This is a genomic window from Limihaloglobus sulfuriphilus, from assembly GCF_001999965.1.
Lineage (GTDB): Bacteria > Planctomycetota > Phycisphaerae > Sedimentisphaerales > Sedimentisphaeraceae > Limihaloglobus > Limihaloglobus sulfuriphilus.
The window spans coordinates 1,314,105-1,330,128 of sequence record NZ_CP019646.1; the positions used below are offsets into that span (position 1 = coordinate 1,314,105).

Here is a 16,024-nt window from a genome sequence, read left to right on the forward strand (position 1 = left end):
TCACACCCCTATTTTAGTATCCCATATCATAATATGGTGACGGGGGGAAAAGCTGTAACCATATTTGAGGCAAAGATCAACTACATGGCGGCTTGCTCGTATATATTCGCGGCGGTTTTTGGCCTCGGGCATAAGGAAAATATCTCTCTGGTTTGCACAGCCCAACCCCTCAACAGTCCTGCGTATCTTCTTAATGTCGGTATCAGCTCCGACAACAAACTTCAACTGATAATCGTAACTGTTTACAAGTCGAAGAATTGTGCCCTGAGATATGAGGCCGCTCTCGGGCTCAACATCAAAGCTGTGCTGATAGCCTGCCCTCTGGCGGTCATTAAATTTCGGGCTTATGCTCATAAGCACATTGTCCAGACGCGGGTCGAGCTGCCTGAAACATGTCCCGTTTGTTTCAATTGTAATCGTTTCAAATAACGGCCAGGTCATTTCCACAAGCCGTTCAAGCACAGGATTTGCCATTGGTTCGCCTCCGGTAATTACAAGGTTGGGGCATTTGTAGGATCTGACCTTCTCAACTACATGGTTGAGTGAATATCTTGTCCCTGAATCCGGAGATTGCGCATAGGGAGTATCGCAAAAATCACATCTCAAAGTACAGCCGGCATGACGAACAAAAACACTCGGCCGCCCTGCCAGGCGTCCTTCACCCTGAATCGAATAGAAAATCTCATTTATTACGACTTCCATCGTTTGTCATGCCAAGTGGTTTTACACCAGATCACAGGCATCTGCCGGCATCCAGTGCGGGTCTTTGCCGTCCCATTTTACATTGCAGCCGACCGGGTTTGTCATAGGTTTGCTTACAGATTTGCCGGCAAGAAGTTCGTCAAGGGCATTTGTCAGATCATTTACAGTTGATTTTGTATAGTCACGGGGATTATCCATCTCTCTGCCGGTATATACAAGTTTGCGGTTTTTATCAAAGACGAAAAAGTGCGGCGTACGAAGCGCCCCGTAGGCCTTGGCTACGCTCTGATCCTCATCACGCAGGTACGGCCACGGCAGATGTGTTTTGAGCCGCATATGCTCAAAATCATCTTCTTCATAAGTATTTTTGCTGTTGGAGTTTATCGCGACAAAACCCACGCCCCGAGGCATGTACCTCTTTGCCGTGCGGATTGTCTCTTCTTCGCTGCCCTTAACGTAAGGGCAGTGGTTGCAGGTAAAGAAAATCACCAGGATATTTTGATCAAAAGCTGAGAGAGAATATACATTTCCATCCGTTGCTGGAAGGGAAAAATTCGGCGCTTTCTGGGATAATTCTAATGTAAAAGCCATTTATATCTCCACTTGTATTTAACAACACTTAATTGATTAAGATTGCCTTATAACACAAAAACAGGCGAAAATCAACCAAAACATTGCCATAGATGTAAGTTTCTGTTACTATCAGCGCAATGAATTCGAATGAAACAGTAATCGGCATAACTATGGGCGACCCCGGCGGTATCGGCCCGGAGATAGTGGTAAAGGCACTATCAGATCCGCTCCTGCGCCGGCTGGGCAAGTTCATCATCTTCGGGATAGATGAGCAGCTTGAATACGCCGCGGATTTGATCGAAGTAGAGCCTTTCTGGGGAGTGCATCAGCACGAAAAAATATCCCGCGACTATCCAAACCGAGTCGTGCTGGCAAATTACGACGATTTCTCTATCCCCGCCGGTGTACGAGAACCAAACATGATCTCCGGCCAGGCGTCTGTAAAGTTCTGTCTTGATGCAATCTACGCGGCACGTGCCGGCATAATTGACGCGGTTGTAACTGCCCCGATAAGCAAGGAAAGCTGGAAAAAGGCTCGGGTAAACTTTCCCGGCCATACTGAGCTGTTTGCTCAGCAGTGCAAGTGCAGCCGTGTAGCGATGATGTTTACCGCCGGTCATATCAAAATTGCCCTTGCAACAATTCATCAGGGCCTTTTTGATATCAGAAACACTTTTACCATTGGACGGGTTTTTGAGCCGATAGATCTGCTCAATGATGCGCTCAAGAATTATTTCGGCGTTGACAAGCCGAAAATAGGAGTTGCCGCGCTCAACCCTCATGCCGGCGAAAGCGGCCAGTTTGGTGATGAGGAAATTCGAATCATACGACCGGCGATTGAAATGGCGATTTCGCAGAAAATCAACGCTTTCGGGCCCTATCCGGCAGATACCCTTTTTCTGCGAGCCGCCAGAGGAGAATTTGACGGAGTAGTAGCTATGTATCACGACCAGGGCATGATACCCATAAAACTGCTCGCGTTTAACTCTGCCACAAATGTCACTATCGGACTGCCGATAATCCGCACCTCGCCGGCACATGGAACCGCGTTTGACATAGCCTGGCTGGGCAAAGCGGACGAGTCCAGCATGAAAGAGGCAATAAAGGTAGCCGCCCAGATGGCCGGTGTGAAAAAAGCAGGCCTTGACAATAAAGGCCGCTTGAGAAGAAGAGGGTGATTTTCAGAATGAATACAAAAAATGATGACATAGCTTTATACGCAGGCGGCCTTGAGCAAAAACAATCAAAGCCGTTTCCTTTAAGCAGGCTGATTCTTTATCATTTTCTTATTCCCACTGCAATTATCATTACAGCGGTAAACTTTTTCCTCGGTGATTCATATAAATCATCTCCGCAGGACAGGCTCGAGCAGGCTCTGAGCAGCAATGAATTTGAAGAGGCTTCACTGATCTATCAAAAACTGCTCAAAGATGATTTCAGCAGCATAAACCTTCACCGAGACTACCTGAGAAATCAATCTCTGATAAATGATTTCAGCCATGATAATACCGCTTACAGTGATACAGTAAATACTTACTTTAAGTACGCAACAAGTAAGGATCCGCTTGAAGCTGATATAGGAAATTATGCCATCGGCTACCTCTACTCGCTGAACGGCAAATACTGGGATTCACTGATTTATTACAGCAGAGTGAATGACAGGCAGATGCCTTTTCTTAATAACTCTATAGGGTACTGCCTGCTTCAGCTTGGAGAAAGAAAGGACGCTATGTCCTATTTCTACAAGGAGATAGAAGCAGACGGCAATATCGCCGGCGCTTGTATGAATCTCGTCGAGATACTGTATGAAGATAAAAATTTTGAATTGCTCGAGAGACTCATATCAAATCCGCGTACCAGCCCGCACATTTCTATCCGCCTCAAACGCATCACGCATATAGAGCAGCAGCAGCCTTTGAAATACCTGGCAGCACTCTTTAATTACAGCCACGTTTTACCAGCCGGACTGGCTGCATCGATACTTGTGCTTGCAGTATGGTTTTTTTACCTGCGAAAACTCGATGTGTTCGAGCCGGAAAAGTACCGATATATGCTTCTCATGCTTGCCGGCGGCATGATTTGTGCCGAATTCTGCACGTTTTTCTATGACATCACAAACTACAGCCTCGGCTTTAATATAGGCAGAGGCATGTTCAACGATTTGCTGTACTGCATCTTCGCTATCGGACTGATCGAAGAAGCGGTTAAGATCATACCCTTTCTGATAATGCTCAGGTATTCAAAAGAGATCAATGAACCTGTTGATTACCTCATATACGCGTCAGTATCAGCATTGGGGTTTGCGTTTGTTGAAAACCTCTTGTATTTCAATGAAAGCGGCCTTGCGAGCATAACAGGCAGGGCTTTTACAGCTGTCCTTCTGCATATGTCAATGAGCACGTTTGCGGTTTACGGACTCTTATACACAAAATATTTCAGAAAGAACAACCGCCCTGTCTTTTGGCTCTCTCTTTCCTTTTCGGCGGCGGTGCTTGTCCATGGACTCTACGATTTCTGGCTGATTGCAAATGTTGAAGAACAATACAGGCTTTTTTCAATTATCATACTCATTGCGGCAACCTGGAAATTCAGTACAATCATCAAAAATTCATTAAGTATTTCTGCATTTAACCTGGAAGAAAAAAACAGGGTGCTGCACCTGACAAGATACCTCGCGTATTCTTTGATGGCTATTATCCTGATGCAGTACGTTTTAATCGCCGTTCAACACGGAGCGCTCAAGGCGAATATAAATATGCTTCAAGGCATTTCAGCGTTTTATTTCCTTCTTTTTGTATTGATTATGACTATGGGAAACATTCAGCTCAAGCCAAATAAAACCCATGATTCACAGGAGATGGAGATCAAAACGACATCATTAGAATAATATTCATTAAATTAAACAGGAGTTTATTATGTCTGAACTGAAAGTAGGCGATAAGGCCCCGGATTTTTCTCTGGTAAATCAAAATTCAGAAACCGTAACACTATCCAGACTTAAAGGCAAAAAGGTGCTTGTTTATTTCTACCCCAAAGCAGACACACCCGGCTGTACAAAACAGGCCTGCAGTATCAGGGATACATCGGAAAACCTAAAGCAGAAAAGCATAACAGCTATAGGCATCAGCCCGGATGAACCGGACAAGATCAAAAAGTTTGACGATAAATACAATCTCGGGTTCGACCTGCTCAGCGATCCGAACCACGAAACAGCCCAGGCCTGGGGAGCCTGGGGCGAGAAATCCATGTACGGCAAAAAATATATGGGCATAATACGCTCTTCATTTCTTGTTGACGAGAAAGGACGCATATCGCAGGCAAGCTATAAGGTAAAACCGGAAGATACAATCAAAAACGCTCTTGAAGCTCTGGAATAGATGCCGAATACAGGGTAAATGCCGCCAAAGAAACTAATAAGCAAGACCTTTAGTTTCAAATTCACCAGAAATGAATTTGAACAGAATTTTTATTGTAGGCCCTTGTCAGATAACCACTTACATATTACAAGGCTATGTATTTTTGCAGTTTCTTATTTTTTCAATTGAAATTGACGTAAAAATAATTTATTGTGTATTAGCTTTTAAATGATATTTGTTTTCGATCTGCGTCTTTGGAAAACATAATCAGAAAAGAAATTCAGTACAGGAATGAGACACAAGGAGCCTGATTTCCTTGGTTTGTTTCGGAGGATGGTAAAAACATGATTAAAACTTTTTCTATGCGCATTAAGGCTTGCAGCAGCCTTGCAGGTCGATTTCTACATGTCGATGATTATCCGACAATGAAAGATTTCCTTGTTAAAATATTCATACCGGCAGCTGTTGTAGTTTTCTCTGTAAATTTTTTCTTCGGTGGTGATTACAAAAACTCTAAACTTATTTCTGCTCAAAAGGCTTTTGAAAACGGCAGTTACAAATACGCGTTTTATCTTTATAGCGAGCTCTTAGACGAGGATTCCTTGAATCCGCTCTACCACCGTGAGCTGCTTAAAACCCAATTCATGATAAAAAATTCAGGTAAAATTTACCATACCGATAATTTTGTACGCGGCCAGTATGTTTTGATGTCTAAAGAAAACGATCCGGGCACATCTGACATGGGCTTTTACGGCCTGGGCATTTACTACACTCTGCGCGGAGAGTATATCACTGCACTTCGTAATTTCAGTACAATCAAAAACAGAAATGTGCCTTACGTAAATAACTCAGCAGGAATTGCATTTCTCGGTATAAACAAGCCTGATATAGCAGAATCACATTTCCGAAGGGAGATAGAGCTTGGAGGCTTTGTCGAGGGTGCCGCCAGGAATCTCAGTTACCTGTATCAGCAGCAGGGAGAACTTGACAAGATATATGAGCTCTCCAAAGATCCCAAAGCGGGCAGATTTGTTCCTTCTAAACTGACCAGTGAGGCAATGGTAAGCCAGAGCAGGTTTTTTTCATATTTCATTGAATCATTAAAATCTAAAGGGATAACTTTGAGCGGGTTCATTGCCGCGGTAATCGTCCTTATAATCTGGACAGCTTTCCTGCAGCGGCTGCATTCGAACGGCAAAGCTAATACTGTATGGCTTCTATCCGCCCTTCTTCTTGGCATGTTTTTCGCCGAATTCTGTTCGATTTATTATGATATTATTTACCACGGACTGGATCTCAAGATAGGACAAAGCCCGATCCGCGACCTTATTTACTGTATATTCGGTGTCGGCCTTATCGAAGAATCTATGAAACTTTTGCCGTTTTTGATAATTTTGAAAATATCCGGGCAGATCAATAAACCCATTGATTATATAATTTATGCTTCTATATCCGCCCTTGGATTTGCTTTTATGGAGAATTTGAACTATTTCAAATCTCCCGGCCTAAGTATAGTCAGCGTCAGGACACTTTCTGCCGTTGTTCTGCACATGTCTCTTACATCTTTTGCCGTTTATGGTCTTGTCTATGCCAAATACATCAAAAATAACAAACACAAAATCGCCTGGCTTGGCGGAACATGGGCGGCGGCGGTTGTTATCCACGGACTTTATGATTTCTGGCTTTCTGCGGAATGGATTAACGATGTATTTAAACTTACATCGATAATCATACTTATAATGGCTGCAAGAGAATTTGGCCTGATAATAAATAAATCATTATATATGGGCCGGCAATTCCAGGATAATCCGACAAAAATAACAAGCAGTACGCGTTACCTGGTTTATTCGCTTTCTGCAGTATTCCTTTCGCAGCACTTTATTACCGGCTGGCAGCTTGGAGCCTACCAGGCAAATCTGGGCAGCGTACGAAGTTTCATTGTTTTCTATATCCTGGCGATTATAATCGTTAAGTCCCTGGGCAGCTCCGGAGTTTTACAAGACTGCGGCCGCAGAGAACTTAAAACTGTTCAGCAGAGCTCGCCATCTGCGCAATGCAGCCGGGCTTAACGTATATTTAACTTACGGTACTGTTTCGGTGTAGCTCCAACCTTTTCTTTGAAGCATTTTGTGAAGTAGCTCTGGTTATTAAATCCTACTTCATAACATATCTCGGTACAGCTCTTGTCTGTACTGAGGAGCATATTTTTAGCGCCTTCAAGTCTTACCGAATTAACATAGTCAACTATTGTCATATCCATATGTTCTTTAAACACATGCGAAAGCCTGGAAACGCTCAGATGAGCGGCCTTTGCAACATCGGCAAGCGAGATGGGCTTAAAATAGTTTTTTTCGATAAAATCTACCGCCGGCCGGATCTGAATCATTTTACGTGAATCCTGCGAAGTATATACAAGCTCAATAAAATCATCAAGAGCCTGACCGACCCAGGCGCACAGGTCTGACTGGGTATCAATAGATATAAGCCGGTTTATGTTTGCCAGATTCTTCTCAAGCAGGATATTTATATCAACGCCTCCGTCCGCCGCGGCACGGCTCAAAACTGTAGTAAGCTCAAGCATTCTGGCTTTAAGTTTGCCGATGTCGCCGGGTTCATTGAGCATCAACCTCGCAAGCATGATATTAAGGATATCCTTGGCTCCTATACGGTCGCCAAGGCGAACTTTTGAAATAAGCTGCTGTTCATACTGATAAGGATAAGCCGTGGATATTTTAGAACTGTCTTTGTACTCGGCGATATATTCACCAATAACTGCCTGCTGCCTGCTTCTTTCACGGCGCCACTGCACAACATTGGGATCCAGACCGCTGATCTGATAAAAAAGAACATAAACGTATTCCGCAGCTTCGTGGATTCTTCGGGCTGAAATGGTTTTTAAATCTGAAACACTTTTCAGCAGTTTTCCCGCATCAAGATCAAGGTCAGCGGTATTGCGAATGATGTCGGCGTTGAAAGTCTCATCCGGAACGCTCCAGATACTCCTGCCAAACATTATACCGCCTAAAGGCTGTTTATCGTCCATCAGCGGAACACAGACAAACACTATGCCGGCGTGGCACAAAGCAATATACGGCTGGCCTGTTTCGATCGCGATATTGAGGGCACGGATTCTCTCCTGCCTGCATCTGCTCTTACCGATGTCATCACTTTTGATTATATGACAGAAATGTGGTTCACGATATCGGAAACCGTATCCATCATAGTGATTTGCGTTGACATCAAGCACCTCCAGATCTATATCGAAGTTCTCTCGGAGACTTCGCCTGATCACAGACATACGGCTCTTAGAGACAAAATCCGCTATATTAAGATATTCGTTATTAGCCATTGCAGTATAATGCTTTACATGTTGCTCTCAAGCACCTGAATACAACATCAGGGTTCCAGACTTACAACAATAATAGCAAGATAGTTACAAATGGCAAATACAAACTTTAAAATAAGGTGTGCGGCATATTACACCGTCTGGATTAGCTGAAAAAGTATGCAAGATGTATATACAGAAATCCGCGGATACAGGCTGTTATTTAAACAGGAACAGCCCTACATAAGACACCGTTGCAGGCCCGTTGTTGTATGGTATATCGCATAATCTGAGCATCGCGTTTACGTCAATCCCGTAGGCCTCTATGGAAGCAACTGCCTTTTGCGGAAAACGGCACGGCTTGCCCGCAGGATAGGTGCATTCATCACAGATTTTACATGCCCCCGCGTTGAGCGGAAACACCTGTCCGTATTCATCATGTTCAAGTATATGATCATAAATACGTTCAAAACATCCCGATGGACGTCAGCGGCCTTCATCATTCCCTCAAAATCAAAAGAATCCTCCAGCTGATAAACGGTCTGGAAAACCACACCCTTAGAATATTCTTTAACACGTGGTATCAAATCTTCCAGCGGCCCCACTGCCGGCGGGCACATCCAGTTTGTGCCGTATTGCCCGCAGCTGTTCTGCTCACATGCAAGGCGAAAGCCCTTGTCAAAGCGTATATCGCCGGGGGATATTATTCCGGCTGACGCGGCACCGGATTCTAATGCCTTTGATATAAGATATTTAAGTTTATCTTCCATAGATTTACAAAATTAAACATTGAAGAGGAAATGTACAACATCGCCATCATTCATGACGTAATTTTTGCCCTTTACCTCAAGTTTACCCGCCGCTTTGGCCCCTGATTCACCTTTACACTCAATATAGGTATCATAGGGTATGACTTCAGCGCGGATAAAACCCCTCTCAAAATCAGTGTGGATAACGCCGGCAGCCTGGGGAGCGGTCCAGCCCTTTTGAATCGTCCAGGCACGGACCTCCTTGGGTCCGGCAGTGAAATAACTCATCAATCCGAGCGAGTCATAAGACTTGTGTATAACCTTCTCAAGGCCGCACTCGTGAACTCCCATGGATTCGAGGATTTCGTTCCTGTCCTGATCGCTCATATCTACCATCTCTTCCTCAATCTTGGCACAGATCCTGACAACATCACTGCCGCGCTGCCTTGCAATATCTTCAAGTACATTAACGTACTTGTTATCGCCGACAAGGCCGTCCTCATCTACATTTGCCGCGAAGATCACCTTCTTGGATGTGATAAAGCACATTTCTTTGACAAAATCTCGAAACAAATCGCTGTCATTCTCAGGAAAACCGCTAACCGGTCTGCCCTGATTTAGGAAATCCCTTAGTTTGAGTCCCAAGTCGAGTGTGTGCTGAAGTTTCTTGTCAAACTTGATCTGTTTCTCGAGCCGTTCAATCTTACGTTCGAGCTGCTCAAGGTCGGCAAGAACAAGCTCGGTCTCGATCACCTCAACATCTCTTGCAGGATCAGGTGCGCCGTCAACATGGACAACATTCTCATCCTCAAAACAGCGGACAACGTGCACAATAACACTGGTCTGGCGAATGTTACCCAGAAACTTGTTTCCAAGCCCCTCACCCTTGCTGGCACCCTTTACCAGACCGGCAATATCGAAAAACTCGATTACCGCCGGCTCAATCTTCTTAGGATTTACTATCTCCGCAAGCTGATAAAGCCGGGCATCGGGCACCGGAACAACAGCTTTGTTGGGCTCTATTGTACAAAAGGGATAATTCGCCGCATCAGCGTTCTGCGCCCGTGTTAAAGCGTTGAAAAGCGTGCTTTTGCCCACGTTGGGCAGTCCTACAATGCCTATACTTAATGCCATGATTCGCTTTTTCTTTTAGCTTTAACTCATAAATTTTCTTGGATCGGTCAGTTTGCCTTCCACTGCACTTGCCGCGGCGGTAGCCGGGCTGGCCAGGTAAACCTCGCTTTTTGGATGGCCCATCCTGCCGACAAAGTTGCGGTTGGTTGTGCTGATACATTTTTCCTTGTCAGCAAGAATACCCATAAAACCGCCAAGGCACGCACCGCAGGTTGGTGCGGCAACAACACAATCAGCGTCGGCAAATATATCAAGCAGCCCTTCTTTGTTGGCCTGTTTCCAGATACTGGGGGTTGCGGGCACAACAATTGTACGTATTGCTGCCTTGCGGCCTTTGAAAAACTCTGCCGCGATACGCAAATCCTCGATCCTTCCGTTCGTGCAGCTGCCGATATACGCCTGATCCATTTCAGTACCCTCGCACTCGCCTATCGCAACGCCGTTGCTTGGCAGGTTCGGCAGTGCCACCATTGGCTCGAGAGCTGAAACATCAAATTCCTCTATACGGCAATACTGTGCGTCGGGGTCAGACTCAAAAACTGTGTATTCGGTCACGCCGGCGGTGAGATGCTCATCAAGGTATTTTTTTGTCGTTTCATCAAAACCTATTATGCCGCTTTTGCCGCCGGCTTCGATCGCCATATTTGTAATCGTCATACGGGCTTCCATTGACAATTCGGATATAGTCGAGCCGACAAACTCCATCGCACGGTAGCGGGCCCCGTCAGTACCGATTCGGGTAATGATGGCTATTATGATATCCTTGCTGTAAACGCCCTTGCCCAGAGAACCGTTGAGAACGAACTTCATTGATTCAGGCACACGGAACCACAGCTCACCGGTTGCCAGAGCCGCCGCCAGGTCAGTTGAACCGATACCTGCACTGAAAGCCGCCAAAGCTCCGTAAGTACATGTGTGGGAGTCGCCTCCGACGATCACCTCGCCCGGGCGAATATGGCCTTTTTCCGGCAGCAGAGCATGGCAGACACCCGCCTTGCCTATTGGATAATAGTTCTTAATCTTGTTGCGGCGTGCCCACTCATCGAGCCGCTTCAGAAGCTGGGCGCTCTTGATGTCCTTGGCCGGCTGAAAATGATCTGGTGTTACAACGATCCTGTCAGGGTCAAATACGCCGTCAATACCCCTCTCGGCAAGCATACTGATAGCCGGAGGAGTTGTAACGTCGTGACACATCATCACGTCAACGTTGGCGTTTATAATATCGCCGGGGGCTACGGTTTTATGCCCAGCAGCCCTGGCAAGAATCTTTTCTGTTATTGTCATGCCCATATAAGCATTCTCCGTTCTGTTTTCTCAATGTGAGCCTTCGGCCCAATTCATACTACAAGTTAAAGCTGTGTATTTTAGAGGATAAAATATAAAAATCAACTTCAAATATCACTCTTTGACCTGACCGGTAACAGCTCCGGTCCGCATACGGTTTATCGCATCAATATATGCTTTAGCCGAAGCCTCTACAATATCAGTCGATGCTCCCCTGCCGAGGAAACTCCGCCCGTGCTCGTTTTCAATGCGGACTGTTGCCTCGCCCATGGCTTCTTTGCCGCCGGTAACAGCACGTATGTTGTAGCTGATGAGTTTTGGATCCTCATTGATCGCCTCTCTTATCGCCTGGTATGCCGCGTCGATCGGGCCGTCTCCGCAGGCGGCGGCCTGGGCTGTCTTGCCCTCAAATTTCATTCGGACACTGGCGGTAGGCAGTGTGCCTGTACCGCTGGCTACATGCAGATAATCGAGCTCATAGATTTTTTCAACATGGCGCACTTCGTCGTTGATGATGGCAACGATATCTTCGTCGAAGACCTCCTTTTTCTTATCCGCAATACTTAGGAAACGTTCATAAGCCATCAGGATCTCATCTTCACTGAGGTTATAGCCGAGCTGGCCGCACCTGTCAACAAAGCCGTGGCGGCCGCTATGACGGCCGAGAACCATCCGCGAGCCTGAAAGCCCAATGGTCTCGGGGGTCATTATTTCATACGTTTCACGGTTCTTAAGGACACCGTCAACATGGATTCCGCTCTCGTGAGCAAATGCGTTGGCGCCAACAATGGCCTTGTTCGGAGCTATCGCGAATCCGGTCATATTCGACACAAGACGGCTGGCACGTGATATTTCCCGCTTTTCAATATTGGTGGCGATATTCTCAAAACAGTCCGGCCGTGTGTTGATTGCCATTACAATCTCCTCCATCGCGGAGTTGCCGGCGCGTTCGCCTATGCCGTTGATTGTGCATTCCACCTGCCTTGCGCCGCTGAGTACTCCGGCGAGCGAGTTTGCTGTTGCCAGGCCCAGATCATTATGGCAATGGGTGCTGATAACGGCTTTGTCAATGCCTTTTACGTTTTCTCTGATTCCGGATATAATACTCGCGTATTCATGAGGCACGATATAACCAACTGTATCGGGTATATTGAGGATTGTAGCTCCGGCCTCTATAACCGCCTCAAGTATCTCAAAAAGAAACGGCAGCTCTGTCCTGCAGGCATCTTCCGGCGAAAACTCCACCTCGTCTGCACATTTTTTGGCGTATTCAACCGCTTTTACTGCCATTTCAAGCACTTCGGCTGGTTTTTTGCGGAGCTTATACTCCATATGAACCGGTGAAGTGGCTATAAAGGTATGTATTCTGCTGCGGTTAGCGTCTTTGAGCGCTTCGCTTGCGGCATCTATATCCTTTGAATTAGCACGGGCAAGACCGGCGATTGTCGGCCCTGTCAGCTCGCTGCATATACGCTTTACCGCATCAAACTGCGCCGGCGAAGAGACCGGAAAACCCGCCTCGATTACGTCAACCTTTAAACGCTCAAGCTGATGGGCAACCTCAAGTTTCTCCTGAATACTCATCGAGGCGCCGGGAGCCTGTTCACCGTCGCGAAGTGTCGTATCAAATATTTTTACTGTTTCTATTGCCATGAAAAGTTCCTTTCATATCAGTTACAGGCAGAATACAGCCTGTCAGTTTATAAACATAGGAATAAAAAAGACTTAGACTCTCTTTTCGGTTAATTCCGCTGGTTTTGCGGACTATGTAGGTGTGATGTTTATTTGCGCCTAAAGGCGCAATAGGAGCAACCTGCCCTCAAGCAGTGTCAGTGAAACAATAAAATGTCCTGAACCGTTGCTCATATCCGCATAATACCCCTAAACGCCCGCCGCTGCAAGAAAAAACACAAAAAAATATCACTAAAAAATGAACATCAAGACAGATACTCCCGAAGATACCTGCCGGTGTAACTGTTCTTTGATTTTGCAAGTTTCTCCGGAGTGCCGCATTCCACTACCTCGCCGCCCCTGTCGCCGCCTTCCGGGCCGAGGTCTATGATATAGTCTGCCATCTTTATCACATCGAGATTGTGCTCTATCACAAGAACACTATTGCCCTTGTCAACAAGCATACCCAAAACATCAAGCAGCTTGTGTATGTCGGCAAAATGAAGGCCCGTTGTCGGCTCATCAAGTATATAAAGAGTCCTGCCGGAGGATGGCTTGCCAAGCTCAGTTGCAAGTTTCACTCTCTGCGCTTCACCGCCTGAAAGTGTTGTAGAAGCCTGTCCAAGAGTCATATAACCAAGCCCCACGTTGGCAAGACATAAAAGCATCCTGTGAATTCTGGGAACATTTGCAAAAAACCGCAAAGCCTCCTGAATCCGCATATCAAGAACTTCGGCTATATTTTTACTTTTATACGTTATCTGCAGAGTTTCCGGATTATACCGTGTTCCTTTGCAGTGTTCGCATGTAACATAAACATCCGGCAGAAAATGCATCTCGATCTTTTTTGTGCCGTGTCCCTGGCAGCTTTCACAGCGGCCGCCCTTCACATTAAAACTGAAACGCCCGGGTTTATAGCCGCGTATCTTGGCTTCACGGGTTTTGGCGAATATCTGGCGTATCTGGTCAAAAATCCCTGTATAAGTAGCCGGATTGCTGCGGGGCGTGCGGCCGATCGGAGACTGGTCTATCTCGATGATTTTATCGATCCGTGTTGAGCCTGTAACACTTTTATGCTTTCCGGGATTTTCGCGGGAACCGTATATCTTTTTCTTAAGCGACTTTAGAAGTATCTGAGTCACAAGCGTACTCTTGCCCGAGCCGGAAACGCCAGTTACACAGGTAAAAACCTCGAGAGGAAATTTGACACTTATTTTCTTGAGGTTGTTATGTGATGCCTGCTTTACTTCTATGCAATTCTGCATATTGACTTTACGCCTCTTTGGAGGAAGTTCTATAACACTTCTTCCGCTGAGGTAGTTGCCGGTAATAGACCGCTTGCAGTCGCGTATCTGTTTAAGAGTCCCCTGCGCCACAAGCTCGCCGCCGTGCGCGCCCGCGGCAGGGCCAATATCTATAACGTGATCGGCTTCCCGTATTACATCCTCATCGTGTTCCACGACAAGAACCGAGTTTCCAATGCTGGTAAGTTTGCGAAGTATCCCGATGAGCCGGTCATTATCGCGGCGGTGAAGGCCTATTGTCGGCTCATCAAGGACGTAGCAGCAGCCGACCAGACCTGACCCGACCTGGGTAGCAAGCCGTATCCGCTGCGCCTCGCCGCCGGAGAGCGTCGCGCTGGCACGGTCAAGCGTAATATAACCAAGGCCGGAATCAAGCATAAATTTCAGGCGTGCCCTTATTTCTTTAAGCGGCTGCGCGGCAATAACCTCGCGTTCCTTATCAAACTTGATATCCATAAAGAAATCATGAGCTTTCTCAATGCTCATAGCACAAAGCTCATTTATAGAAAGCCCGGCGACTGTAACAGCCAGCGCTTCAGGACGAAGTCTTTTTCCGCCGCATTTCTTGCACGGCTGCTCCGAGAGAAAGCTGTGCAGTCTGTGTTTTACAAATTCACTGTCTGTATTTTTCCACCTTCTGTTGAGGTTCGGAATAACCCCCTCAAACGAACAGCGGTACTTTGTCTCATCAGCGGGCTCGGTACCATACATCAGTATTTTCTTTATCTTAGCAGGTATTTTTTCAAATGGGATTGCTTTGCTTATGCCAAAATCACTGCAAAAGTTATTTATCATTCTGCTGTAAAGTATGTTCATACGTTTGCCGCCCTTTCGCCAGGCCGAGACAGCTCCGTTTTCAAGTGAAAGCGTTGTGTCAGGCACTATCAGCTCGGGGTCAAATTCGAGTATCGTTCCCAGCCCGTGGCACTCTGGGCACGCCCCGTAAGGCGAATTGAAACTGAAAAGCCTGGGAGAGAGCTCTTCCAGAGAAGCCTGGGGATGATCTACACACGCAAATTTTTCGCTGTACACAACATCTTCCCAGTCGGCTTTTGCGTCCTTAGGGCGGGCTTCCGCCGGAAGCTGCTTCATGATAGTAACATTGCCGTCTCCAATCTTTAAGGCCGATTCCACAGAATCACCGAGCCTGCCGCGAATTCCCTCTTTTATTACAAGCCTGTCTATAACAGCATAAATGTCATGCTTTTTGTTTTTGTCCAGGGCAGGAGCGTTTTTTATCTCTCCGATTACCCCGTCTATCCTGGCACGTGTCCAGCCCTCTCGCTGAATCATCGTGAGAACGTCTCTGTGTTCACCCTTTGCGCCCCTGACGACTGGAGCGCATATCTGAATTCGCGTACCCTCGGGAAACTGCAAAATGGAATCTATTATCTGGGATGCGCTCTGGCCGGATACCTCCCTGCCGCATATCCAGCAGTGAGGGATGCCGGCACGTGCGTAAAGCACCCTGCAGTAATCATATATCTCAGTAGAAGTCGCCACGGTGGAACGAGGGTTGCTTGAGCCTTTTCGCTGTTCGATGGCTATCGTCGGCGGCAGGCCTTCTATATGCTCGACATCCGGCTTCTGCATCTGCTCGAGGAACTGCCGTGCGTATGCGCTGAGCGATTCTACATATTTTCTCTGACCCTCTGCATATATAGTGTCAAAAGCCAGAGAGCTCTTTCCAGAACCGCTGATACCGGTAATGACAACAAATTTGTTCCGGGGAATCTCTATATCTATATTTTTCAGGTTGTGCTCACGAGCTCCAACCACTTTAATCACCTTTTTGGCCATATTTTACTGCCTTAATGCATATCTATATGATTAGTATAGGCTTATGAGAATATCAACATAAACCGCAACCATTCATTATACAGTTAAGCAATATAATACGCAAAATAAAAAGGTTTTGTTTAAAAA

At 46.3% G+C, this 16,024-nt stretch carries 13 protein-coding genes; 4 read left to right on the forward strand and 9 right to left on the reverse strand.

What is annotated here, in order from left to right; genetic code table 11:
- Positions 1-702 carry a 7-carboxy-7-deazaguanine synthase QueE gene (locus tag SMSP2_RS05005; RefSeq protein ID WP_146682906.1) on the reverse strand — a complete coding sequence of 234 codons (702 nt, stop codon included), beginning with the start codon at positions 700-702 and terminating at the stop codon, positions 1-3.
- 21 nt (positions 703-723) lie between these two features.
- The gene (locus SMSP2_RS05010; RefSeq protein ID WP_146682907.1) at positions 724-1,293 is read right to left on the reverse strand and encodes a thioredoxin family protein; all 570 of its coding nucleotides are present in this window, start codon (positions 1,291-1,293) and stop codon (positions 724-726) included.
- Between the two features lie 119 nt (positions 1,294-1,412).
- Here SMSP2_RS05010 and pdxA point away from each other — a divergent pair, with 119 nt between their 5' ends.
- From pdxA to SMSP2_RS05030, 4 genes are all read left to right on the forward strand, one after another.
- Positions 1,413-2,453 (forward strand): 4-hydroxythreonine-4-phosphate dehydrogenase PdxA, encoded by a 1,041-nt coding sequence (gene pdxA, locus SMSP2_RS05015; RefSeq protein ID WP_146682908.1) that lies wholly within the window; start codon positions 1,413-1,415, stop codon positions 2,451-2,453.
- Between the two features lie 8 nt (positions 2,454-2,461).
- Complete coding sequence (locus tag SMSP2_RS05020) at positions 2,462-4,162, forward strand: PrsW family glutamic-type intramembrane protease (protein WP_146682909.1); 1,701 nt, start codon at positions 2,462-2,464, stop codon at positions 4,160-4,162.
- A 28-nt stretch (positions 4,163-4,190) separates the two neighbouring features.
- Positions 4,191-4,652 carry a thioredoxin-dependent thiol peroxidase gene (gene bcp, locus SMSP2_RS05025; protein ID WP_146682910.1) on the forward strand — a complete coding sequence of 154 codons (462 nt, stop codon included), beginning with the start codon at positions 4,191-4,193 and terminating at the stop codon, positions 4,650-4,652.
- A gap of 323 nt (positions 4,653-4,975) precedes the next feature.
- The gene (locus SMSP2_RS05030; RefSeq protein ID WP_146682911.1) at positions 4,976-6,700 is read left to right on the forward strand and encodes a PrsW family intramembrane metalloprotease; all 1,725 of its coding nucleotides are present in this window, start codon (positions 4,976-4,978) and stop codon (positions 6,698-6,700) included.
- Here SMSP2_RS05030 and SMSP2_RS05035 read toward each other — a convergent pair.
- The 7 genes from SMSP2_RS05035 to uvrA form a co-directional block, all read right to left on the reverse strand.
- Positions 6,697-7,980, reverse strand: coding sequence for a helix-turn-helix domain-containing protein (locus tag SMSP2_RS05035; RefSeq protein WP_146682912.1), 1,284 nt, complete (start codon positions 7,978-7,980; stop codon positions 6,697-6,699). The genes SMSP2_RS05030 and SMSP2_RS05035 overlap by 4 nt on opposite strands.
- 195 nt (positions 7,981-8,175) lie before the next feature.
- Positions 8,176-8,349 (reverse strand): DUF2284 domain-containing protein, encoded by a 174-nt coding sequence (locus SMSP2_RS15255; RefSeq protein ID WP_418287776.1) that lies wholly within the window; start codon positions 8,347-8,349, stop codon positions 8,176-8,178.
- Positions 8,280-8,726 carry a DUF2284 domain-containing protein gene (locus tag SMSP2_RS05045; protein WP_146682913.1) on the reverse strand — a complete coding sequence of 149 codons (447 nt, stop codon included), beginning with the start codon at positions 8,724-8,726 and terminating at the stop codon, positions 8,280-8,282. The genes SMSP2_RS15255 and SMSP2_RS05045 overlap by 70 nt, the downstream gene beginning before the upstream one ends.
- A gap of 12 nt (positions 8,727-8,738) precedes the next feature.
- Positions 8,739-9,839 carry a redox-regulated ATPase YchF gene (ychF, locus tag SMSP2_RS05050; protein ID WP_146682914.1) on the reverse strand — a complete coding sequence of 367 codons (1,101 nt, stop codon included), beginning with the start codon at positions 9,837-9,839 and terminating at the stop codon, positions 8,739-8,741.
- A 21-nt stretch (positions 9,840-9,860) separates the two neighbouring features.
- The gene (locus SMSP2_RS05055) at positions 9,861-11,129 is read right to left on the reverse strand and encodes a 3-isopropylmalate dehydratase large subunit (RefSeq protein ID WP_146682915.1); all 1,269 of its coding nucleotides are present in this window, start codon (positions 11,127-11,129) and stop codon (positions 9,861-9,863) included.
- A 108-nt stretch (positions 11,130-11,237) separates the two neighbouring features.
- The gene (locus SMSP2_RS05060) at positions 11,238-12,776 is read right to left on the reverse strand and encodes a 2-isopropylmalate synthase (protein ID WP_146682916.1); all 1,539 of its coding nucleotides are present in this window, start codon (positions 12,774-12,776) and stop codon (positions 11,238-11,240) included.
- A 284-nt stretch (positions 12,777-13,060) separates the two neighbouring features.
- A complete protein-coding gene (gene uvrA, locus SMSP2_RS05065; protein WP_146682917.1) occupies positions 13,061-15,898 on the reverse strand; it encodes an excinuclease ABC subunit UvrA in 2,838 nt (945 codons plus the stop codon).
- Positions 15,899-16,024: the final 126 nt, after the last annotated feature.